We start from the raw sequence: 23,376 nt of genomic DNA, 5'->3' as shown, positions 1-23,376 counted from the left end.
CACATGAATATTATCGAAACCCGCAATATCGCCAAGCGTTACGTCATGGGAACCGAGGTGGTCGAAGCCCTGAAATCCATTACGATCAGCATTAAAAAAGGGGAATATGTCGCGTTTATGGGGCCGTCGGGGTCTGGCAAATCGACTCTAATGAACATCGTCGGTTGCCTGGATTCGCCGACGTCGGGGCAATACATTCTCAACGAACAGGACGTGAGCCGGATGGGTGAGAACGAACTGGCTGAAGTTCGGAATAAAGAAATTGGGTTCGTATTTCAGACCTTCAATCTGTTGCCCCGCCAGACGTCGCTCGAAAATGTTGCGTTGCCTCTGATTTATGCGGGATATAATAAAGCCGACCGTACTGAAAAAGCCATGCTGGCACTTAAAAACGTTGGGCTGGAAAACCGGGCAGGCCACCGACCCAATGAGCTATCGGGTGGCCAGCGCCAACGCGTGGCTGTTGCGCGAGCACTGGTAAACGATCCGAGTATTCTGCTGGCCGATGAACCCACCGGTAACCTCGATACCAAGACATCCTACGAGATCATGGACCTCTTCGACCAGATACATAGCAAAGGAAATACGGTTATTATGGTAACCCACGAAGAAGATATTGCTGAATATGCTCACCGGATCATTCGACTACGCGACGGCCTGATTGAAACCGATCGCCTGAACACAAACATCCGGAAAGCGCAGGCCCTGATGCAGTCGCTGGAGTAAGCGGGCTGATATATTTACACCAAAAGGCCGTTGCAGTGCTGCAACGGCCTTTTGGTAATTTAAGGGGTCAGGAAGCCAGTACATCGTTGACTATCCGCTGCCATTCCTGCATCTCCGGAACACCGGGCTTACGTTTTCCAAATATCAGTGCAATGCTGTTTCCTTGCTTATCGAACAGGTCCAGACCGGTAACGATGCCATCTTTGGTGGGCTTACGCGTGACCCAGACACTGTTGATGTGATCCTCACGCAGGTGCATGTTGAATTCTGGGTCGAGGACGTTGTACCAAGCCCCCATACCAACGAGCTTTTTGACCGGACCGGTATGAATCTGAATGCAGCCCGGACTCGATGCAAAAATCATGATGGGCAGTTCGCGTTCAGAAACGGTTTCGAATAGCCTCTTCAACTGATCGACTGAAATCGAATGAGCATGTCCTTCGGGCGCCAGGCGGATACCCTGCTCCCGGTCGAGTTTATGCTTACGCAGCAGGCCAAAGAATTCATGGGTATCCTGCATGGCCAGCCACTCCTGCTGAAAAGCCTGTACGTCGACATCGTCATTGCTACCTGTCGCCGATGCTTTTTCCGGATAAGGTATCGTAACGATGGGCGCACGCTGATCAACTGCCCGATATTTCTGAACCAGTGCTTCGTAGGCCGCTTCATCAGATTTGTCGGTCAGGTAAATTTTATGTACGGCGGTGCCATCCAGATCAAAAAACTGAAGGCTTCTCCGGCCATTCTCATCGACGGCGAACCCAAAATGCCAGTGCGACATAAACAGGCGCAGATCGATATCGGGCCCCAGCACTAAGCCCGTCTGATCCTTAAACGATACGTTTTCGTACACCCCTTTGCGCTCATGAACAAGGGTATCGTTGCGCGTCAACGCCATGACATAGCCCAGCGTCGATACGTCTTTTAGGAGGTCCCGAAAATCGCCCTCCAGTCGCTGCACTGTTTCGCCCACCAGCGTGGCCAGTAGTTCGGCTTCGCTCACGCCCAACTGGCTGGCGGCATCGCGGATTCTTGTTTTTGGATTTTGTTCTCTGAACGCAGCCCAGCGTTCCTTGAGGCTTTGTGTTGTCGTCATTTTATATTGACAGTTAGATTGGATGGGTAATTGTCGACGGATTGATTATACTGAGGAACCACCAGGGGGCAGCTTATTTCGGGGTGTTCGATGAGCCATACGTTCAGGTTAAAGACGCGCCGGATGTTCTCGGCCGTAATGACATCCCGGGGCGTCCCCATAGCGGCTACCTGACCCGCCCGAAGCATAATTACCTGATCGGCATACTGCGCGGCCAGGTTCAGGTCATGTAAAATAACGACTGCGCAAAAGCCTTTCTGAGTCAGCTCACGCGCAATTTCCAGCATCTGGTGCTGATGGAGCAGATCAAGTCCGGTGGTAGGTTCGTCGAGGAACAGAAGACCCTGCGGTACATCCCAGATCTGCGCCAGCACCCGGGCTAGTTGCACCCGCTGCTGCTCGCCCCCGGACAGGGTCGTAAATACGCGTGACGCAAAAGACCACATGCCTACTTTTTTAAGGGCCATTTCCACAAGCTGGTAGTCGTATTCCGACGGGTGGAAATCGAAGTGTGGATACCGGCCCATCAGCACTAATTCACTAACCAGAAACGGGAAGGCAACCGCGTTCTGTTGCGGTAAAACGGCTCTGAACAACGCCAGATCTTTATCTGAGTAGGTATCAATAGCCTGGTTCCGGAGCAAAATATTCCCTACGGAGGTGCTCAGCTCACGGGTGCACAGTTTCAGGAGCGTCGATTTGCCGGCTCCGTTCGCTCCAACGATAGCCAGCAGTTCGCCCGGTTTTGCCCGAAAAGACACATCGTCGAGCAGAGTTCGTCCACGGATGCAATAAGACAGGTTTCTGACGTCTAACATTAGTTGAAGAATTAAGCTACCGACCGGCCTTTTTCCCGGAATAAGATCCATAAAAAAACGGGCGTACCGATGAGAGCTGTAAGAATACCAATGGGTAGTTCGGCAGGTGCGACCAAGGTTCGGGCCAGCGAGTCGGCCAGCGTCAGAACTATCGACCCGCCCAAAGCCGATCCGATCAGGACACGACGGTGATCGGAACCTACGCCCATGCGAACCAAGTGCGGAACCACCAGACCGACGAACCCGATGATGCCGGCTACGGCGACAGACGTGCCGACGGCCATCGTCGAGAAAATAATTATATGCCGTCTGACGCTTTTCAGGTTAACCCCCAGCATACTGGCCTGACTTTCGCCCAGAGCCAGCAGATTCAGCGACTTAGCTAAACGGGGAATGCCCACGAGCGCACAACCGGTGAACGGGAGAATACCCACAACCGATGTCCAGCTGGCACCGCCCAAGCTTCCCAGGCTCCAGAAGGTAATGTTGCGAAGCTGCTCATCCGTGGCCAGATACGTCATAATACCCGTTAGAGCCCCGGATAGCGCATTGATCGCGATACCGGTCAGGAGCATGGTAGTCATGAGCGCTTTACCTCCCAGCCTCGACATGCGGTAGACCACAAAGGCGGTCGTGCAGGCTCCGGCAAAGGCCACGATAGACAGGGCATACATGCCGACTAGCCCGGTGAGCGTCTGGAAGAATTTCACCTCCAGCACAATCATCAGGACGGCAGCCAGCGACGCTCCCGACGAAATACCGATCAGGCCCGGATCGGCCAGCGGATTCCGGAACAATCCCTGGATGGCGGCTCCGGAAATGGCCAGGCCAGCACCGATCAGAACAGCCAGACACACCCGAGGTAGTCTGATTGTGAGTAAGATAGCCTCTTTCGTGCTGTCGACGTCGACCGTGTGCCCGAATGCTTTGCTAAGGATCAGGCCAATTTCATAAGGCGAAATCCGCATGGCTCCGATACCAACCGACAAGACAATCGTCAGCAGTAATACGATCACCAACACAGGCATCAGCCATGGGTTGATTTCTCGTTTAAAAACCGAGGGCTGAACCGGATGTGTCATCGACGGCGGGCTAACGGTGGCAGTAGCAGCCATTGAGTTTAGACTTTAGGTTTCGAGGTGATTTTCTGAGCTAACTCCTGCAGAGCTTTGCCTAAGCGAGGTGAAAAGCCGCTGAGCAAATGACCATCCATGTCGACGATTCGGCTATTTTTTCCCGCGTTTGTCTGCGTAATCCCCTGTACTTTCAGCAGCCCTTCCAGCCCACCCAGGCTTTCGAGTCCGCTATCGAACAGCAAAATCACGTCTGGATTGGCCGCTACCAGCGATTCGGCCGTAAGCGGTTTGTAATTTTCGAAGTCGGCCGTAGCATTGACACCGCCCGCCAGCTGAATCATTTTATCGACTTGAGTACCCCGGCCCGATACCATCATCGTGCCCGTTCCGCGGGCGTAGATGAACAGAACTTTCGGGCTATTCATTGCTTTTTTTACCTGTGCCAGATCGGCATCCAGTTTTTTAAGTAAAGGTTTCGCTCTCGAACCAACCTGGCAGGTCGTGGCTACGTCCTGAATGAGCTTTCTGGCACCCGCAATGCTGTACTCCTGCTGAAACGAAAGGACGGTTATTCCGGCAGATTTGATCTGCTCAATCACCTCCGGTTTTGTTCCGGCATTTTGCGTGGTTAAAACCAGCGTCGGTTTCAGCGAAATAACTCCCTCCGCCGAAATAGTACGGTTGTGCCCAACTTTCGGTAATTTCTTCAATGATTCAGGATAGGTACTGGTCACATCGACACCAATCAGGTGAGACTGTAAGCCCAGATCGCACAGAATTTCACTGACCGTGCCATCAAGCGAGACGATGCGGACGGGTTCCTCTTTCGGCGGTTGGGCCGCACATACCGATAGGTTAATCGCCAGGAAAAGGCTTACCAGACCGATAAGCCATGATTGCGGAGAAGACAGTTTGTTTAGCATACTTGTAGGAAAATGAAACCGTCCGGTTCCTGAATAGGCGCCGGACGGCGTAGGTATAAATTAAGAGATCTGCTTAACCAGCCTGAATTCAACTTTAGGCTTACCCCGTTCGCCACCATCCTGACTTGTGAAGCTGACGAATTTGAGTTTATAGATGTTTCCGACAGCATCCTTAACCACGTAGAAGCGATCCGTTTTCACCCCAATGGTGCCGGTAGTAGCCCGCCAGTTAGCGCCAATGACCGAGCGGTCGCTCTTAAACGTTGTAGCCGCAATGTTGCTTTCGCTATAAGCATCGTAACTCACCGTGCTGGTCATTACCTCAGCTGCCGTTACACCGGCCAGAAGGTTGATAAATACCTGATCCGAGAAGTAGTACGGAATGTCGTTCGTGCCATCGCTGGTTTTGTAAATAGCGCCGGTCCAGACGATGTCCCAGCTATTTTTAGCCGGTTCGACGCTGACCGCAGCGCCAGTATCGAACGATACAAAATTGAAATTGTAAGCCGCATCTTTCGTAATCGAAACGGTTTTGAAAGTCGTTTCTTTGATACCCGCATATTGCAGGGTATAACCCGTTGTGCCATTGCGCAGTACCCGAATCTTGACCCAGCTTTTGGTGGGCGTCGAGCCACCCGTGCCCCGGTTGATGATGTACACCTTATTGTCGGCATCGGTAGCCGAAACCGCTGAAATGACCGTTTTGGTGATATCGCCCGAGACGTCGTCGATTAGTTTTAAACCCGACGGATCAAAGCCTAAAGTAAGCACCAAGCCCACCGTGTCGGCTGCGGTTACCTGCGTTAAGTCGTTCTTTGTCAAAGCAATAGCGCTCGCACCGGTCATATTGTTAAGAACGACCCGGAAGTCAGCGCCCGAATAGAAACCCAGGTCCCAGCTTGCCCGTTTCACCGTTGTCTGGCCGTTATTACTCAAGTCGACAAACACAGCATTGACGGCACTGGAGCCTCCCGTTCCGCCATCGAGCGTCAGAGTCGTACCCGAAGAGATAATCGAGGTGAATTTGACGGTGAGCTGTTTCGTGTTACCTACCAGCACCGGACTTGTCGCCGATGCAATGGTAAAGCCGACGGTTTCCGTGCCACTGAGGAAAATATTATCTGCCTTGGTCAGTTTGAATGAAGTTTCGCTGCTACCGGCCGGGACAGTCAGCGACAGAACGTTATTGGTGGTAGCAGGCGTAGTTGTAAACTGGGCTCCATAAGTAATACCGGTCGGTGCTAGCTGGACGGTTACAGGAGTAGCCGCATCGACCGCCCGTGATAATTTCAGCTTGATGGTAGCCTCTTTGGTAGTGGCATCCAGACCTTGTTCGGCGCTTTCGAACTGGACTAGGTTGTCGGGTAAGGGCGGGTCATTTTCTTTACAGGCATTTAGTGTACCAACCGCCAGTAGGAGCAGGCAAACAATACTTTTTTTCATGAGCGTATAGTGAATCGTGGAAATTTGATTGTATCAGTTAATTTTTATCGTCGGGGTATGGGCCTGGAATTAGTCAGCGATTCTTAGTTTTTGTACCACTGGAAACTGATCCCCAGAAAGTAAGAGCGCCCATAACTGACCGGTGCCGGGCCACCCGTACTGTGAGCGCTGCCGGTGTCGATGGATGTATTGGCCAGCCGGGTAATATTAATTAGGTTTTTAACCCCCGTAGTAAGCGTCAGAAACCTGGAAATGCTCTTGGTAAACGTGAAGTCGGCCCAATGGAATGGGGCTATTTGGGTGAGCGTGGCTGACATCTGATTATCGGAGTTAACCGTTGCCAGATAGCTGGGGCGTTTTCCCGAATACTTATAAAAGAGGCTAAGTTTGGTGTCGATTTTCCGGAGTGTATACGTAAGATTCGTATTGATCTCGGTCGACCACATGAAAGCGGGCAGCCGCCCTTCGGCGTATCGGGTCGTATCGGAGGTGGTCAACAGGTTATTGTAGCGACCGATATAAGAAAACCCGATAGTGGCCTGCAAATCTCTCCAGGTAAAGACATTTTCCAGCGTACCTCCCGTGGTTTTGAACTTATCGATGTTGATATTCATCGAGATCCGTGGGTCGCTCGGGTCAATGCCATACGTAATCAGGTTACTGAAATCATTGTAGAAGAAACCGAGCGTGGTCTTGAACTTCTGACGCGCCTGCCAGGCCAGCGATCCATTGAAACTGTTCGAACTCTCGGCTTTCAGATTCGGATTTCCCCGGATGGAATGACTGGCATCGAAGAAGTTAAAGTACAGCTCGCGCAGTGCTGGAGAGCGAAACCCGCGGGCATAGGCCAGGCGTAGGTCCAGCGTAGGAGTAAGGGCAAATTTGGTGTTAAGGGAAGGAATAACCGGTGGAGCGTCGTAAACAGAATTCTTAATGAAGCGCAATCCGGGCCGAATACTGATTCGGGAAGTTGGACTGAGCGTCGATGAAACAAAAAAAGCCATATCGTCGATCGTCGGTGATCCCAGAATCCTAGCGCCGGAAGCCGCATCCAGATTAATATCCACACCAGGTTGGAGAGAAACTGCTGTTGAAACTTTGTAGGAAGCCGTAGCCCGGTACGTCTGACTCGAAAACGTCGATAAATCCTGTTCGCCTTCGCCGATCGAGAGTGTTCGCAAACCGGTGGTCAAATCCAAAATCGTCGTTTGAGTTCGGCGTTGGTAATCGGTATAAGACGCCTGGGCATTGAGCTGAAGGCGATCATTCAGTTTCCAGTCTCCCTGTAACTGATGTACATAACGGTGGGTAATGTACTTCTGGTCGCGCGCCTGGCGGGTATTTACATTCTCGGTGCCCTGGCTCAATAAATCTTCTTTTAGGGCATCCAGCCGATAGTAGATAGTTACGGTTTCGTTGTGATAGCCTACCTTACCGTGCCCGAAGAGCTGGTCTTTCGGAAGCCAGTCTTTCACGCGCCCGACCGATTGCCCCTGCCATCCACCGAAGGTATTGTTGGTCGCTCCGGCCGACAGGTTCCAACCTTTTTTCTGCCAGCTGACGCCCGCCGTCTGCAGGTGAAGCCCCTGTTTGGTCAGTAAATTATAGTCTGTATTCGCCGTTTCTTCCTGAATCCGGGCCGTTATCCCCAGCCGCTCAGTGCCCGGTTGTTTGGTGATGATGTTGATTACTCCCGCCAGAGCATCCGATCCATACGAAACCGACATGGGACCTTCAACAATCTCGATCCGCTCGATGCTGTTGATATCGATCTGGTTCAGGCTTTCACGGGTGTCGCCCCGGTCAACCATTGGTAAGCCATCGAGGAGAATTTTCACGCTACGCCCCGACATTCCCATCAACTGCACGTCTGTCGTGCCCAGCGTCAGGTCATTGGAAAACCGAAAGCCCAGCTCGTTATTCAGCACACCCATTACGTTTGTAGCTGCTCGCAGGCGGATGCGTTCACTATCGATTACCCGCACGTTGTAAACCGATTTTTTAATCGACTGTGGTTCGTACTGGCCCGTTACTACTACTTCGTTTAATTGCGTGTTAGCAGCTTTTAAGCGGATAGTCACGAGAGCAGGAGCCCCGTATTCGACCAATACGAGTTGACGAGCAGGATCATGACCCATTACGGAGATTTGTAGTTCGTGTTTACCCAGTGTCAGGTTCGTAATTAGAAAGTGGCCTGCTACATCGGCGACGATAGATTTACGGTTACCCACAACCTGAATGGTGGCGAAGGCGCCGGGCATGCTATCGCTTAGGAGAACTATGCCACGTACGCTACCGACCGCCGTTGGTTGAGCCATTAATACGGATCGGTATGTGCCGATCAACAGGCTTGTCAGAAGCGCCAATTGGGTACATTTATTCTTCATATAACTTACAAGCCAAGAGTAATTAGCTGCGTCTATAGGTATCTATTAATATATAGACTTATTATAAATAATGTGTAAATGTAAAAGAAACCATCTTAAGGAAGCAAGAATTATTTAGAATTTGTCTGAATAAAATTTAATCTGTGTGTTTATTTTGTTTTAGGACAAAAAAAATAGTCCCGCCAGGCGGGACTATTTAAAAAGCTTGTAGAGAGATACTTAAAGAAAAAATCAGGCCTTCAACGTGATTCTACGGCCCGTCTCGGCAGCCTGGTAAATTGCCTGTAGAAGACGAACATCCCGCAAGCCTTCTTCGCCCGTTACATGGTCCGGTAATTTCTTGCCGGCCAGTAAATCCTGGCAAACGCCGTCCATGTGCGCAGCCTGATGGTTGACAACAGGTTGCTCGATAGGCCCTTTGCTGGTGCGTCCTTTAAGAGGTCCGTAACCAAAGGCGGGGGATAACTCAAACCAACCTTTTTCGCAGGAAGCATACAGCCGTTCAACACCTGCAGCATAGCTGGTGGTCGAATTGGAAACGGCACCGCTCGGAAATTGAAATTGCCACATCATGGTTTCCTCGACATCTTTGAATTTCTGCGGATCTGTTTTTGGCGCAAACTGGGCTGTTACCGAAACGGGCTCTTCGCCTGTTACGTACCGGGCACCCTGTACGGCATAGATGCCTACGTCCATAAGCGGGCCACCGCCGGCCATGCTTTTCTTCAGACGCCACTGATTTGGATCACCACTGTGAAAACCGTCGCTACTCTCAACGAATTTGACGGCGCCAAACACCTTTTCCTGCCCAAGTCGCATCACTTCCTTGGTGAATGGTTCGTAATGCAGCCGGTAGCCAATGGCCAACTGCTTGTTCGCTTTTTTGCATGCATCGATCATATTCTGACACGCTTTAGCCGTAATAGCCATCGGCTTCTCGCAGATGACATGCTTACCTGCCTGAGCTGCCCGGACTACGTACTCCTCGTGCATGGAGTTGGGCAATACGACGTATACTACATCGATATCTTTGTTGTCAGCTATTCGATCGAAGGTTTTATAATCGTAAACGTTCGCTTTCGGAATGTTGTATTTTTTCATCCATTCGTCGGCTTTCGACGGCGTTCCCGTCACGATACCCGCTAACCGGCAATTTTGCGTTTGCTGAAGTGCCGGTGCCAGTAAGTTTGTACTATAGTACCCCAGGCCAACTAAGGCAATTCCCAGCTTACGACCCGGCTGAGTCGAGCTCAACGAATAGAGGCCGCTGGCAGCACTCTGTACAAACTGATCATCGGCATAACCGAGGAGGGGGAGCGACAGAGCCGATGCGCCTGCGCCCAGATTCCGAAGAAAATTTCGTCGGGAATTGAACTGCTGTTTTTTCATAGATTGCCGATAGTTGAACTCAGTTGAGCCTGAACCATAAAAAAAGTACCGAAGCTGGTTTTTCTACCAACTCCGATACCTTGTTTCTTAGCCAAATAAGCCTTTTATACAAGGGCTATCTGAATCTCCGTCACACAAGCCGCCGGATTCGAAAAATTAATAACAGAATAGACCTCACGAACGGAGCCGTTGTTCTGATAACCGTTCTGATAAAGTTGACCAAATAGCGCGTCGTATAAATCGCCAAAGTCGCTCCAGGGACCTGTGTAGGTGTACGATGCGCACCGAAAACCGGGAAATACTTTATACGAAAATTCATCGGATGGAGCGCCGGGCTGGCTGATGGGAAGGATAATCTCCAGCCGAAACTCCGCCGTTTCGTTTCCACTAACCCCAGTATAGACCCACTGAATGGGGCCGGCCACGGTTAGGTTGAGCCGGGCGGCTTCACGATACAGGTTCTCGGCTACACCAGGTGCGTGTTGTCTTACGGTCGAAAGCGTAGCCGTCGTCGTAAAGCAAAGGGCTGAGAGTGGTTGGATTTCTTTTACGGATAAGGCTTTTTCAGGGATCGACAGTTGCGTTGTCATGGGATGTACTGGGTTTGGTGAATGACCACAGCAAAGGTCGGTAGAGGTACTGACAGCGGTATGTCAGCAGGGTTACGTATAAAAAACGAGCCAGCTTTTGGGCTGGCTCGTGAAGTTTAGCTGGATATCGCGCTTAGAAAATGTATTTGTTCTCGGCAATCATGGCGTCGGCAATCTGGCGACGGGCATCTTTCAGGTTCATCGGTTCAATTTTCGTGAATCGTTTCAGCCCCATCAGCATACCCCGTAATTCGTCGCCCTCGGCAAAGGACGTGATCGCAGCGCGACCGGCGTTATTTATTTTCTCGACGGCCTCGTGTAGATAAACCAAGGCCATTTGCTTCTGTAAGGCAACGGCTTCTTCGCCTTTTATGCCAATAAGTTTTTCGACCCGAAGCAGGACCGATTCAGCCGCGTAGATTTCGATGGCCATATCGGCAATATTCATCAGGATTTCCTGTTCGTTCGAAAGAGTCATCATAAACTTTTGAACAGCAGCACCGGATACCATCAATGCAGCTTTCTTCAAGTTTTTCACTACTTTCTTTTCAGCAATGAATATGCCTTCTTCCTCTTCGGAATTGAAATCGGGAATTGACATGATCTCTTTGGCAACGGCCATAGCCGGTGTCATCAGATCCAGTTCACCTTTCATAGCCCGCTTGAGCAGCATATCGACAATGAGCATCCGGTTGATCTCGTTCGTACCTTCGAATATGCGGTTGATGCGTGCATCGCGGTAAGCCCGGTCCATAGGTGCATCGGCCGAATACCCCATACCACCGTATACCTGCACGCCTTCATCGACCACATAGTCCAGCACTTCGGAGCCATGTACCTTCATAATTGCACATTCGATGGCAAACTGTTCGAGTGCTTTCAGCTTCGCTGCCCCGTCTTCCGAACCCTGACTTTTCAGGTCTTCGATCAGGTCGTCGATGTTTTGACCCGCGCGATACGAAGCCGTTTCGGACGTGTACACCTTCAGTGCCATTTCGGCAAGTTTGTGTTTGATCGCTCCGAATTGTGAAATAGCAGTTTTGAACTGTTTTCTCTCGTTGGCGTACCGGATGGCGTTGTTGATCACTTCTTTCGAGCCACCAATGGCGGCAATCCCTAGTTTGATCCGGCCGATGTTGAGGATGTTTACAGCGATTTTAAAGCCATTTCCCCGCTCGGACAGTAGATTTTCAACGGGTATCTTTACGTCGTTGAAGAAAATCTGGCGTGTGTCGGAGCCTTTGATCCCCATTTTATGCTCGGGCTCATTCATCGTGATGCCTGCATAGTCACGCTCCACGATGAAAGCAGAGAGATTTTTATCTGTCTGGCCGTTCTCATCGATTTTTGCGAAAACGATATAAACATCCGCAAAGCCCCCGTTGGTGATCCACATTTTTTGTCCGTTCAGGACATAGTGTTTACCGTCTTCGCTCAGAACGGCTTTGGTTTTGCCCGAATTGGCGTCGGACCCCGAATCTGGCTCTGTCAGACAGTAAGCGGCTTTCCACTCGCCGGTAGCCAGTTTAGGAAGATAGGTTGCTTTCTGAGCCTCATTGCCGTAATAAAGAATTGGCAAGGTGCCGATACCCGTGTGGGCCGATAACGCTACGGAAAACGAATGGCCAGCTCCCGTGGTTTCCGCCACCAGCATGGAAGTGTTGAAGTTAGTGCCGAATCCGCCATACTCTTCTGGTATGGATGTGCCTAGCAGGCCTAACTCGCCCGCTTTATCCATAAGCGACGAAATCAACTCCGGTGATTTTGCATTATCGATTTCGCTGAGCCTGGGCCATATTTCACGCTCCAGAAACTCACGGCAGGTAGCCGCAATCATCTGCTGCTCTTCGGTAAATTCTTCAGGGATAAAGACTTGGGAGGCAGCGGTCTCTTTAATCAGAAATTCGCCACCCTTAATCGAAGCTTTGGGTTCTGTCGCAATCATCTCTCGGAATGTTTGTTATGCTTGCATACTAATTCTATAACAAAGAAACTCATTTCAAAAGTAGTATGCAAGCATACTAATAATTTTTTGCCTACCCGTCGGTATGTGGAAAAGTATAAAGCAAAAACCTCCCGAAAAGTCAGGCCTTTCGGGAGGTTTTGTTCCGGTAGCGTATTACACTGGCTAATTCAGCCGCTCGAAAATACCAGCTACTCCCTGGCCACCACCGACACAGGCAGAAACCATACCGTATTGCTGATCCCGGCGACGCATTTCGCTGAGTAGTTGAACCGACAACCGGGCACCGGTTGAGCCCAGCGCGTGGCCCAGCGCAATGGCGCCACCGTTCGGATTGATCTTAGTCCGGTCGAGGTTAAGTTCCTGCATAACTGCCAGGGCCTGTGCGGCAAACGCTTCGTTAAGTTCGATCTGCTCAATGTCGTCCTGCCTGAGACCTGCCTTTTTCAGCGCTATAGGAATGGCCGCTACCGGACCGATCCCCATGATTTTTGGTTCAACACCCGCCGTTGCGTATGACATCATCCGGGCAACAGGCTGTAGATTCAACTCATTGACCAGTCGTTCCGACATAACTATCACAAAAGCGGCCCCGTCTGAAGTCTGCGACGAATTACCGGCCGTTACCGAACCACCGGCCGCAAAGACAGGTTTCAGTTTAGCCAATCCCTCTGCGTTGGTATCCTTGCGGGGGCCTTCATCCTGAGCAACGGTCCACTCGCGGGTTTTCTTTTTACCGCTCTCGGCATCGAAGTACGTTTCATTGACTTTGATCGGGACGATCTGGTCGGAGAATTTTCCTTCTTTCTGAGCAGCCAATGCTTTCATGTGCGATTCATACGCAAATTCGTCCTGTGCGTCGCGGCTAATCTTAAACTGTTGCGCTACCTGTTCGGCAGTCAGGCCCATGCCGATATAGTAATCCGGGTGCGTTTTTGCGATTTCATAATTAAGCGCTGTTTTCCAGCCCATTACCGGTACCAGCGACATCGATTCCGTACCGCCGGCGATGATGCAGTCGGCCAAGCCTGCGTGGATTTTTGCCGAAGCAATGGCAATAGCTTCCAGCCCCGACCCGCAATACCGGTTGATGGTCATACCAGGCACACTTTGGGGAAGCGATAGCAGAGCGATATAGCGGGCAATCTGCATACCCTGCTCGGCCTCGGGTACAGCGTTTCCAACGATAAGGTCTTCAACCCGGGCTGGGTCGAGGTTGGGTACCTGAGTCAATAAGTGTTTGATTACTTCGGCCGCCATATCGTCCGGGCGGGTAAAGCGGAGCCCCCCGCGTGGTGCTTTACCCACGGCAGTACGATATCCGGCTACAATGTATGCATCCATAAGTAAGTTACTGATTACTGGTTAAGCAGGATTTACCTTATAAACTCTTAAGGGATAAAAATAATCACAAATCGGTATAAATTATTATGCAAGCATACTATTTTGTGAGATAGTCACCTTAGGGAATCGACTGCCGTTTGAAAAAACTCAACGCTTCGAGATAAACATTGATGTCGTTGGGGTAGTCGTGGTGACCACCGATGACCTTCAGGAGCGTAACCTCCGGTTTCCCTTTTTCTTTATAGGTATAGCGTTCGATTGTCTTTTGATCACTTGGGTCTACATCGGGCAGGAGTTGCTTTACCGGCTGTTGGGTGTAACCTGCCAACTCCGCCCAGTAATGAAATGTCCGCTCGGTAGATCGGACCAGCCCTAAACTGATTCCATTCGTTTTTACCTCTCCTCCGCCATATGGGTTGACGGTGTCGCTGGTGCCATTGACAATCAGGACTGGAACGGCAACCCGTTTCTCCAGACAATCCAGGTTATTCGTATCGGGCAAGCTGGCAATAAGGGCCGTGATGGCACGGACTTTCTCTGGCATTGTCAGGGCTAGCTTGTAGGCCATGTGCCCACCTCCCGATGTACCGATGGCAAATAGTTTTCGGGTATTGACCAGGTACTTTCGGTCGAAATAACCGATCATCTCCTCAAAGAAAGCATTCTCATTGATGTTTTCCAGATTCGCGGCTGAATTCGCTGTTTTGCGGCATTCGTTCCAGTACCGTTTGTACCCGTCGGGATAAACCAGGAGCAGGTTTTCTTCGTCGACTTTTTCTTCCAGTTTTGCCGCTCCCTTTCGCATTCCTAACCCATCGCCACCGGACCCGTGCAGAATAAAAATTAACATAGCATTAGGTTTGGGCGATTTGATAAAGTGAAACGTTCGATAATGGCCTTCAATAAGGACCGAATCTGTTTGCACCTGCTTTTGAGCGTACGCCAATTGCAGAGTAAGCATAAAAAAGAATGCTGGAAGGTGAAAAGGGTAACGCATAGAATAATTAGTTAAGCTAATTTGGACTGTGTCACTGTAAAAAAAGCCGCTCAATGAGCGGCTCAAAATGGTAAACGGTAGTATGACTGGACATCTAAGCGATTAAAAGTGACGATCGCCTGCTTCGCGCTTGCCTAACATGACGGCCCCTACCATGGCGATAAGAAATAAGACGGAAGCCAGTTCGAACGGCAGGATATAGTCGCTGTAGAGTAGCCGCCCCAGATTTTCGACTAAGCCTGTTTTAGGATCGAACGGGGTTTGGCTGCTCACCGTAGGCACCTGAGCACTTTTGGCGCGAAAAATAGTGATGAGTAGCACCATCAGAATCCCGCCGACCACTACTGAGATCATCTTGGTCAGGTTTGTTTTCGACTCTTCGTCTTCTTTCCGCAGATTCAGAAACATGATCGTAAACAGAAACAGTACCATAATAGCTCCAGCGTATACGATTATATTGACAGCGGCCAGAAATTGAGCGTTCAATAGAATATAATGCCCTGACAGACAGAAGAACGTAGCAATCAGGGCCAGTACACTATAAATTGGGTTACGAGCCGTTACGACTCCAATAGCGCTAAAAAGCGTAACGACCGTTAGCCCCAGAAACAAGTATCCGGTGGGGGTCAGGGTTTTAAAGAAGTTAAGTGTCTCTGTCATGAGTGATGGTCTTTTGTGGCCACGGCCTATCATTCAATACCTGTTGAATGATAGGCCGTGGCTCTTTACTACGTAGCTGCTCTAGTCAGGCTTGGTTCGGTCGGTGTTGCTTTTACTTCTGCATTGTTGTCACGGACATACCGATCGTCCATTTTCTCGACAAGCCGATCTTTACCGTAAATTATTTCATTACGCTCCTGAAAAACAGGAACCATACGATCGTGGCGTAGGTATACTGCTTGTTTGGGGCAGGCTTCTTCGCACAGGCCACAGAAAATACAGCGCAGCATGTTAATCTCATAGACAGCAGCGTATTTTTCCTCCCGATACAGGTTTTCTTCCCCTTTTTTGCGTTCGGCTGCTACCATTGAAATCGCTTCGGCCGGGCAGGCAACTGCGCATAAACCGCAGGCGGTGCAACGTTCGCGCCCCTGCTCATCACGCTTCAGTACATGTTGCCCCCGATAAATCGGGCCCAGGTACCGCTTTACTTCCGGATATTGAATCGTCGGCTTCTTGCGGAAGAAGTGGCGGATCGTAATTGCCAAACCGCCCACTACGGCTGGCAAATACATCTTTTCCGCCAGCGTCATTTCCTTGTTGCTGACTTGTTTAGATCGGTTTGTTAATTGCATAATAGTTTATAGTTCGTAGTTCATGGGCCGCTATTCAGTAAGAATGTACGCCACAAACCGTCTTACCCTCTCTGTGGCACAATTTCCCGCTTAGGGGTACGGCTCGTCGACATAACCGCCAGAACAATCATGATCACGGCAATCAGCCAGGTTGAGTATTTGAAATTATACAGCAAACCAGCGCCCGTCACAACTACATTCAGAATAGCCAGGGGGATAAATGTTTTCCACCCCAGGTTCATCAACTGGTCGTAACGGAAACGGGGTAGCGTCCAGCGAACCCACATGAAGAAGAAAATAAAAAAGAAAATCTTACCGAAGAAGACAACGACGCCGATGGCCGTTGCCAGGTTGTGTCCTGTAACGGCACCCAACGAATTTTCAAGCGCCCGACCAACCTCATTCATGAACGGGTAGTGATACCCACCAAAATACAGGGCCGAGATAAATGCCGATGACACAAACATATTGATGTATTCGGCGAACAGATAGAAACCCAGCTTCATTGAGCTGTACTCCGTATGATAGCCGCCGACCAGCTCTGTTTCGCACTCGGGCAGATCGAATGGAGTACGGTTGCATTCGGCAAAAGCGCAGGTCAGGAAAATAACGAAGCCTAAAGGCTGAGTGAAAACATTCCACTCGAAAAAGGAGGCTTGTTCGTTGATGATCGCCTGAAGCGATAAGGAGCCAGTCATCATCAGAATGGCGATCAGCGACAGTCCCAGCGCAATTTCATAACTGATATTCTGGGAAGCCGCCCGGATGGCACCCAGCAGCGAGAACTTATTGTTCGATGCCCAGCCACCGACCATGATGCCATAAACTCCCAGTGATACGACCCCAAAAATGTACAAAACTCCGATGTTAATTTCGATCGGCTGTATTGGAATTGTGTAGCTACCAAACTTAATGGTATCTCCAAAGGGAATGACAGCACTCGACATCAGCGCCGTTAGCATAGCCAGACAAGGGCCCAGAATGAACAGCCATTTGCTGGCCTGCGACGGAATGAAATCTTCTTTGAAGAACATTTTTCCCGCATCGGCAATGGGCTGCAGCAAGCCCCAAGGGCCTGCCCGGTTTGGACCAATTCGGTCCTGTAAGAAAGCGGCTACCTTACGCTCAGCGTAGGTAGAATAAGCGGCAATTCCGAGGGTGACCGCGAAAATGACAAGGATAATGAGCCCTTTGACGAGCAATACGGTTAGATCCATGTTTTTGGAAAGCTTCTTTAGTCAGGTTGACCTATCAGTTAAGGCTCGGGTTCGAGGGCGGAAGGCAGCACTTTAGCGAAACGTTCGGGAGGAAGTTGCTTGATTGTTAACTGTGACGTGTCCCGGCCATCATCGATAGGTTTGTATTCCGCTGCTGCCAGCCGTTGGCCAAAGCTTGGTTTTATCGTATCTGCACGATACTTGTTGGCTGAAATTACTGAACTCCGTGAAATCTTCGTAGGCCCTTCGATAACCCAATCGCTGGTTTTCTTTTTGTCGAAGCGGCAGGTATTGCAAATAAATTCTGTTACCTCGCTCCATTCATTTTTACGAGCCGTTACCCGAATGACTTCCTCACCCCGGTACCACAGGGTTACTTTTCCCGAACAAGTTGGGCAATCGCGGTGGGCATCGACTGGCTTGGTAAACCACACGCGGTTTTTGAAGCGGTACGTTTTGTCAGTCAGCGCGCCAACCGGGCAAACATCAATGACATTACCTGAGAAATCATTATCGATTGCTTTTTCAATATACGTGCCGATTTCAGAGGCATCACCCCGGCCCAACACTCCATGAACACGCTTGTTGGTAATCTGATCGGCAGTGTACACACAGCGATAGCACAGAATGCAACGCGTCATGTGCAACTGAATGTAGGGGCCGATATCGTGTTTCTCGAATGTCCGGCGATCCTCTTCATATCGGGTCGTTGCCTTGCCATGGTCAAAGGCGAAATTCTGAAGATCACACTCTCCAGCCTGGTCGCAAACGGGGCAGTCGAGCGGGTGGTTTAGCAACAGAAACTCAACCACACCGTTGCGGGCATCGATAACCTGCTGGCTGGTTTCGTTTTCAACGATCATACCGTCCTGCACGGCTGTCAGACACGAAGCTACCAGCTTGGGCATGGGCCGTGGATCTTTAGCCGAGCCGGCTGCTACCCGCACCAAACAAGCCCGACACTTTCCACCGCTACCTTTCAGTGGTTGGTAATAACACATGGCTGGGGGCGCTACCGACGGCCCAATCTTACGGGCTGCCTGTAGTATAGTTGTCCCTGGCTCAACTTCGACTTCTATTCCGTCAATAGTTACTTTCAGTAATTGCGGCTTTACGTCTTCCATATCTACAATGCGGCCCGAAAGCCGCTAAATTTCATCATTGAATCGCGGCTTTCGGGCCGCGTTACATTATACAAGTGCCATTTCGCCCCGATAAACGGCGCCTGGCTGAGTCGCTTCAGAAGGGTGATCGATGTGCCACTGAAATTCGTCCCGGAAGTGGCGAATGGCACTGGCAACGGGCCAGGCAGCCGCATCACCAAGCGGGCAAATGGTATTCCCTTCGATCTTTTTGGATACGTCGACCAGTAAATCTATATCCTGCTGATGACCGTGGCCGTACTCGATCCGGTGCAGTACTTTTTCCATCCAGCCCGTTCCTTCGCGGCAGGGGCTACACTGACCGCAGGATTCGTGGTGATAGAAACGGGAGAAATTCCAGGTATTCCGCACGATGCAGGAAGTTTCGTCGAAAACGATAAATCCGCCTGATCCAAGCATGGTCCCCGTTGCGAAGCCACCGTCTGACAGTGATTCGTAACTCATCAACCGCTTGTCGCCATTAGCCAGGGTCAATGCCAGATTGGCTGGTAAAATGGGAACCGACGATCCTCCGGCTACGAGCGCCTTGAATTTATGGCCTGGACGGATGCCACCGCACCACTCATCGGCATAAATAAAGTCTTCGACCGGTACGCCAAGCTCGATTTCGTAAACGCCCGGTTTTCTGATGTGGCCCGAAGCCGAAATAAGTTTAGTACCTGTGCTGCGGCCAATCCCGATGGCGGCATATGCGTCGCCCCCGTTATTGATGATCCAGGGCGTGGTAGCAATCGACTCAACGTTGTTGACAACGGTCGGGCATTGATAAAGACCTTTTACCGCTGGGAAAGGGGGTTTATTTCGGGGATTGCCCCGCTTACCCTCCAGCGACTCAAGCAGGGCGGTCTCTTCGCCACAGATGTAAGCTCCGCCACCTGGTTGCACGACCAGTTCCAGGTCGTAGCCACTGCCTAGGATATTCTTACCCAGAAAACCTTTCGCTTTCGCTTCGGCAATCGCTTTTTCGAGGATGTTAATGACGTACATCAACTCACCCCGAACATAGATAAATGACTTGTTGGCGCCCAGCGCAAACGACGAAATAATCATTCCCTCAATCAGCAAGTGAGGAAGATTTTTCATCAGGTAATGATCTTTGAACGTACCAGGCTCCGATTCGTCGGCGTTGCAAACCAGATAGCGGGGAACGCCCTCCGGCTTCGCCAGAAAGCTCCACTTCATGCCCATCGGGAAACCAGCGCCCCCGCGCCCACGAACGCCCGCTTTCTTGACCTCTTCAACAATGGCATCCGGTGTCAGGGTCTTTAACGCCTTTTCAACGGCTGTGTATCCACCTTTTTGCCGATACACATCGAAGGTTTCGATGCCAGACGTATTGATATGTTCCGTTAATATCTTGATAGCCATGAGGGGGTTATTTCGACAATTCGTCAATAATTTCGTCCACGCGCTCGTTGGTCAGGTGCATGTAGTATTTTTCCCGAATCTGAAACACGGGTCCCATACCGCAGGCCGCCAGACATTCTACTTCCTTCAGCGTGAACTGACCATCCACCGTAGTTTGACCGGCATCGATCCCTAAGCGTTGTTTCAAATGGTCGTATACTTCTTCGCCACCCATCAGGCAGCAGGGACCTGTCCGACAGTACTCGATGACGTGCTTGCCGACTGGGTCAAGGTGATACATCGTGTAGAATGATGCTACTTCGTACACCTCGATGGGTTGAATGTCAAGCATCCGGGCTACATAATCCATGCCTTCAGGACTCGTCCATCCTTCCTGTTCCTGTAGTAAGTGTAGTAAGGGTAGTAAGGCCGATTTCTGCCTGCCTTCGGGGTAACGAGCTATAATTTCTTTTGCCTTTGCCAACCGCTCCGGCGTAAATTGTACGGCGGGGTTATTTGTCTCTGTCGTCATTATTCACAGCAGGTATTCATCCTCAAAAACTTAATTCCGCAGGCTCGAAACTTAAGCATCCAGCTCACCCGCAATCACATTCATGCTACTCATGATTACGATGGCGTCGGACAGGGTCAGCCCTTTGCACATTTCCGGATAGGCCTGATAATAAATAAAACACGGACGACGGAAGTGCAATCGATACGGGGTCCGGCCGCCATCGCTGATCAGGTAAAAGCCTAATTCGCCATTGCCACCTTCGACCGCATGGTACACTTCGCCAGCCGGGGCGTCGATCTCACCCATCACAATCTTAAAATGATAGATGAGGGCTTCCATATTTTTATACACTTCCTGTTTCGGAGGCAGGTAGTATTGGGGAGCGTCAGCATAATGCGATCCTTCGGGCAGGTTATCGATAGCCTGCTGAATAATGCGCAGACTCTGCCACATTTCTTCATTCCGGACCATAAACCGGTCATATGTATCACCGCTCTGACCAACGGGAATATCGAATTCAAAATCCTGGTAGGACGAATACGGATTCATTACCCGAACGTCGTAATCGACACCGGCAGCTCGCAGGTTCGGTCCGGTAAAGCCATAGCTCAATGCCCGTTCGGCCGAAATACCACCCACACCAATGACCCGGTCCATGAAAATCCGGTTCCGATTGAACAGGTTCTCAAACTCACGAAGTACCTTGGGGAAACGAACCAGCAACTCCTTAATCTTGCGAATGGCCGTAGGGGAGAGGTCACGCTCCATGCCGCCAATCCGACCCATATTGGTCGTTAAGCGTGCCCCGCAGACTTCTTCGTAAATTTCATAAATATTTTCCCGCTCCTGGTAGATATACAGAAAACCGGTGAAAGCACCCGTATCGACGCCCAGAATCCCGTTGCAGATCAGGTGATCGGCCAGACGAGCCAGCTCCATCATGATCACACGGATATACTGCGCCCGCTTGGGAACCTCGATGCCCAACAACTTTTCGACCGTCATATGCCAGCCCATGTTGTTGATAGGCGACGAACAGTAGTTCATCCGGTCGGTAAGGGTGGTGATCTGGTAAAAAGGGCGCCGTTCGGCAATTTTCTCGAATGCCCGGTGGATGTACCCGATCGTTTGTTCGCCCGACACGATTTTTTCGCCATCCATCTGAAGAATGTTCTGAAAAATACCGTGGGTAGCGGGGTGCGTCGGACCAAGGTTAAGCGTTGTCAATTCGTTGACGTACTGAACGGGACCTTGTTCGGCGGGCAGGTTATTCTTAGCAATATCGAGTTCTTCAGAAACCATGTTTAAAGATCTTTCGGTTTTCAGTCTACGGTTCGTCAGTTGTAGGGTAACTGAAAACTACAAACTGAAAACTCTTTTTATCGTCCAAACAATGCGTCAATCTTATCTTCACGCGTGCCGTCCTCAAGTGGGTACTCTTTACGCATGGGATAGTAATCCATTTCTTCCATATTCAGGATTCGACGTAGATCGGGGTGACCATCGAAGATGATACCGAACAGGTCGAACGTTTCCCGCTCCATCCAGTTGGCGCTTGCAAACAGCGGTGTCATGGTTGGAATGTGCACATCGTCTGCCGTTAGGTACACTTTAAGCCGCAGCCGAAAATTGTTGGTCAGACTGTGAAGATGATAAACGACGCAAAACTCCCGGCCCACCGAGTCGGGATAATGAATCGCCGTAATATCCGTCAAAAAGCCAAACTGATAGCTGGCATGGCTTTTCAGGTACGAAATAAGCGAAACGATCTGATCGGGGCTGGTCGAAAAGGTCAGCAGGTCGTACGGATCATCAAAGTCACTAACAGACTCACCAAACTGATTGATTATGGTCTGTGCAACTTCTTCGTTGGTTAGCATCGTCAATGAATCAATGGATAAATAATGAAGCTGAGCTGCCCGCTTTACGAATGAGTTGAAGATTCAGGAACGAACCTCGTGCACGGTATGCTCACTTACTGAATATTATACGAGTTCAGAAGCTTCTGGTACTCGTCTGTATTGCGCCGACGGAGCGACTCATTTTTTGCCAGTTCCTGCACCTGCATGACGCCTTCCAGAATTTGCTCCGGTCGGGGCGGACAGCCTGGTACATACACGTCTACAGGAATAATTCGGTCGATACCCTGTAAAACACTGTAGGTGTCGAAAATACCACCGCTTGAAGCACAGGCTCCGATGGCTATAACCCACCTGGGTTCGGCCATTTGCAGATAAACCTGTTTGACGATGGGCCCCATCTTTTTGGCGATGGTTCCTGCTACCAGCAACATATCTGCCTGTCGCGGAGAGAAGCTGGGACGCTCCGAACCGAAACGCGCTAAATCGTAGGTAGATGCCATGGTAGACATAAACTCGATGCCACAGCAGGAGGTTGCAAACGGAAGTGGCCAGAGCGAATTTGCCCGGGCCAGTCCAATAATTTTATCGAAAGAAGTAGCTGAAAAGCCCGGCCCATCGTAGCTTGCTGGAACCGCAGAAGCATCGGCCATCTTAATATCTGTTGCCATGAAAAACTCGGTCCGCCGTTGCGGTTGAATTGGTTATTATAACAACGAATAAATGCGCTTTAAAATTCGCGATAAAGGCCTTATTCCCACTTTAAAACGCCTTTGCGAATGATATAATAGAAACCCGCCAGCAGCAGGCCCATAAACAGAACCATTTCAACAAAACCAGTCATTCCCAGTCCTTTGAAATTGACAGCCCAGGGATACAGGAAGATGACCTCTACATCGAAGAGAACGAACAGAATCGCAATCAGAAAATACTTAATGGAAATGGGAGTACGGGCATCACCCTGAACTGGAATCCCGCACTCGAACGGATCGTCCTTTTTCTGACTATGGCGCTTAGGCCCGATAGCGTGGGTAACGAGCATCGTTGTCACAATGAACCCCAGTGCTAGACCAAGTTGAATAAGCACCGGCAGATAATCGGCCGGAACATAAGTTGCATTCATAGAATTAGGTTGAGAATACGAACGCAAAGGTAACGATAAAACCAATGACGAACGCTGGCAATACTAGTTTGCCATACATCAAATATACACTCAAAAATGCAATAGT

At 50.3% G+C, this 23,376-nt stretch carries 22 protein-coding genes; 1 reads left to right on the top strand and 21 read right to left on the bottom strand.

Features of this window, described 5'->3' with window-relative positions; translation table 11 throughout:
• The first annotated feature begins 3 nt into the window (after positions 1-3).
• The gene (locus ACYVC2_RS02780; RefSeq protein ID WP_461100752.1) at positions 4-726 is read left to right on the top strand and encodes an ABC transporter ATP-binding protein; all 723 of its coding nucleotides are present in this window, start codon (positions 4-6) and stop codon (positions 724-726) included.
• A gap of 67 nt (positions 727-793) precedes the next feature.
• Here ACYVC2_RS02780 and ACYVC2_RS02775 read toward each other — a convergent pair whose 3' ends face one another.
• The 21 genes from ACYVC2_RS02775 to ACYVC2_RS02675 all read right to left on the bottom strand — a co-directional run bounded on the left by ACYVC2_RS02775 (position 794) and on the right by ACYVC2_RS02675 (position 23,270).
• Positions 794-1,822, bottom strand: a complete 1,029-nt coding sequence (locus tag ACYVC2_RS02775) for a hemin-degrading factor (RefSeq protein WP_461100751.1) — start codon at positions 1,820-1,822, stop codon at positions 794-796.
• On the bottom strand, positions 1,819-2,640 hold the full coding sequence (locus tag ACYVC2_RS02770; RefSeq protein ID WP_461100750.1) for a heme ABC transporter ATP-binding protein: 822 nt from the start codon (positions 2,638-2,640) through the stop codon (positions 1,819-1,821). Before ACYVC2_RS02770 ends, ACYVC2_RS02775 begins: the two co-directional genes overlap by 4 nt.
• Before the next feature lie 11 nt (positions 2,641-2,651).
• Entirely contained in the window at positions 2,652-3,755 is a 1,104-nt protein-coding gene (locus tag ACYVC2_RS02765) for a FecCD family ABC transporter permease (protein WP_461100749.1), read from the bottom strand.
• Between the two features lie 5 nt (positions 3,756-3,760).
• A complete protein-coding gene (locus tag ACYVC2_RS02760; RefSeq protein ID WP_461100748.1) occupies positions 3,761-4,639 on the bottom strand; it encodes a heme/hemin ABC transporter substrate-binding protein in 879 nt (292 codons plus the stop codon).
• A gap of 60 nt (positions 4,640-4,699) precedes the next feature.
• Positions 4,700-6,082: an HmuY family protein gene (locus ACYVC2_RS02755; RefSeq protein ID WP_461100747.1), complete on the bottom strand. Its 1,383-nt coding sequence runs from the start codon at positions 6,080-6,082 to the stop codon at positions 4,700-4,702.
• 83 nt (positions 6,083-6,165) lie between these two features.
• Positions 6,166-8,469, bottom strand: coding sequence for a TonB-dependent receptor (locus ACYVC2_RS02750; RefSeq protein WP_461100746.1), 2,304 nt, complete (start codon positions 8,467-8,469; stop codon positions 6,166-6,168).
• A gap of 231 nt (positions 8,470-8,700) precedes the next feature.
• Positions 8,701-9,858 (bottom strand): Gfo/Idh/MocA family protein, encoded by a 1,158-nt coding sequence (locus ACYVC2_RS02745; RefSeq protein ID WP_461100745.1) that lies wholly within the window; start codon positions 9,856-9,858, stop codon positions 8,701-8,703.
• Positions 9,859-9,962: 104 nt separating this feature from the next.
• Positions 9,963-10,448, bottom strand: a complete 486-nt coding sequence (locus ACYVC2_RS02740) for a GyrI-like domain-containing protein (protein ID WP_461100744.1) — start codon at positions 10,446-10,448, stop codon at positions 9,963-9,965.
• Between the two features lie 133 nt (positions 10,449-10,581).
• On the bottom strand, positions 10,582-12,393 hold the full coding sequence (locus ACYVC2_RS02735) for an acyl-CoA dehydrogenase family protein (RefSeq protein ID WP_461100743.1): 1,812 nt from the start codon (positions 12,391-12,393) through the stop codon (positions 10,582-10,584).
• A gap of 183 nt (positions 12,394-12,576) precedes the next feature.
• Positions 12,577-13,755 (bottom strand): acetyl-CoA C-acyltransferase, encoded by a 1,179-nt coding sequence (locus ACYVC2_RS02730; protein WP_461100742.1) that lies wholly within the window; start codon positions 13,753-13,755, stop codon positions 12,577-12,579.
• A 118-nt stretch (positions 13,756-13,873) separates the two neighbouring features.
• Positions 13,874-14,716, bottom strand: a complete 843-nt coding sequence (locus ACYVC2_RS02725) for a CE1 family esterase (protein ID WP_461100741.1) — start codon at positions 14,714-14,716, stop codon at positions 13,874-13,876.
• A 138-nt stretch (positions 14,717-14,854) separates the two neighbouring features.
• Positions 14,855-15,412: an NADH-quinone oxidoreductase subunit J family protein gene (locus ACYVC2_RS02720; protein WP_461100740.1), complete on the bottom strand. Its 558-nt coding sequence runs from the start codon at positions 15,410-15,412 to the stop codon at positions 14,855-14,857.
• Between the two features lie 68 nt (positions 15,413-15,480).
• Positions 15,481-16,047: a NuoI/complex I 23 kDa subunit family protein gene (locus ACYVC2_RS02715; RefSeq protein WP_461100739.1), complete on the bottom strand. Its 567-nt coding sequence runs from the start codon at positions 16,045-16,047 to the stop codon at positions 15,481-15,483.
• A gap of 62 nt (positions 16,048-16,109) precedes the next feature.
• A complete protein-coding gene (nuoH, locus tag ACYVC2_RS02710) occupies positions 16,110-17,264 on the bottom strand; it encodes an NADH-quinone oxidoreductase subunit NuoH (protein ID WP_461100738.1) in 1,155 nt (384 codons plus the stop codon).
• 38 nt (positions 17,265-17,302) lie between these two features.
• Positions 17,303-18,388, bottom strand: a complete 1,086-nt coding sequence (locus tag ACYVC2_RS02705) for an NADH-quinone oxidoreductase subunit G (RefSeq protein ID WP_461100737.1) — start codon at positions 18,386-18,388, stop codon at positions 17,303-17,305.
• Between the two features lie 66 nt (positions 18,389-18,454).
• The gene (gene nuoF, locus ACYVC2_RS02700; protein ID WP_461100736.1) at positions 18,455-19,795 is read right to left on the bottom strand and encodes an NADH-quinone oxidoreductase subunit NuoF; all 1,341 of its coding nucleotides are present in this window, start codon (positions 19,793-19,795) and stop codon (positions 18,455-18,457) included.
• Between the two features lie 7 nt (positions 19,796-19,802).
• The gene (locus ACYVC2_RS02695; RefSeq protein WP_461100735.1) at positions 19,803-20,306 is read right to left on the bottom strand and encodes an NADH-quinone oxidoreductase subunit NuoE family protein; all 504 of its coding nucleotides are present in this window, start codon (positions 20,304-20,306) and stop codon (positions 19,803-19,805) included.
• A 51-nt stretch (positions 20,307-20,357) separates the two neighbouring features.
• Positions 20,358-21,590, bottom strand: a complete 1,233-nt coding sequence (nuoD, locus tag ACYVC2_RS02690; protein ID WP_461100734.1) for an NADH dehydrogenase (quinone) subunit D — start codon at positions 21,588-21,590, stop codon at positions 20,358-20,360.
• Positions 21,591-21,667: 77 nt separating this feature from the next.
• Complete coding sequence (locus tag ACYVC2_RS02685; RefSeq protein ID WP_461100733.1) at positions 21,668-22,168, bottom strand: NADH-quinone oxidoreductase subunit C; 501 nt, start codon at positions 22,166-22,168, stop codon at positions 21,668-21,670.
• Between the two features lie 95 nt (positions 22,169-22,263).
• Positions 22,264-22,818 (bottom strand): NADH-quinone oxidoreductase subunit B, encoded by a 555-nt coding sequence (locus tag ACYVC2_RS02680; protein ID WP_461100732.1) that lies wholly within the window; start codon positions 22,816-22,818, stop codon positions 22,264-22,266.
• An 80-nt stretch (positions 22,819-22,898) separates the two neighbouring features.
• Positions 22,899-23,270: an NADH-quinone oxidoreductase subunit A gene (locus ACYVC2_RS02675; RefSeq protein WP_461100731.1), complete on the bottom strand. Its 372-nt coding sequence runs from the start codon at positions 23,268-23,270 to the stop codon at positions 22,899-22,901.
• Between the last annotated feature and the right edge of the window lie 106 nt (positions 23,271-23,376).

This window comes from Spirosoma koreense, from assembly GCF_054777875.1.
This window is presented reverse-complemented; position numbering and strand designations above follow the sequence as displayed.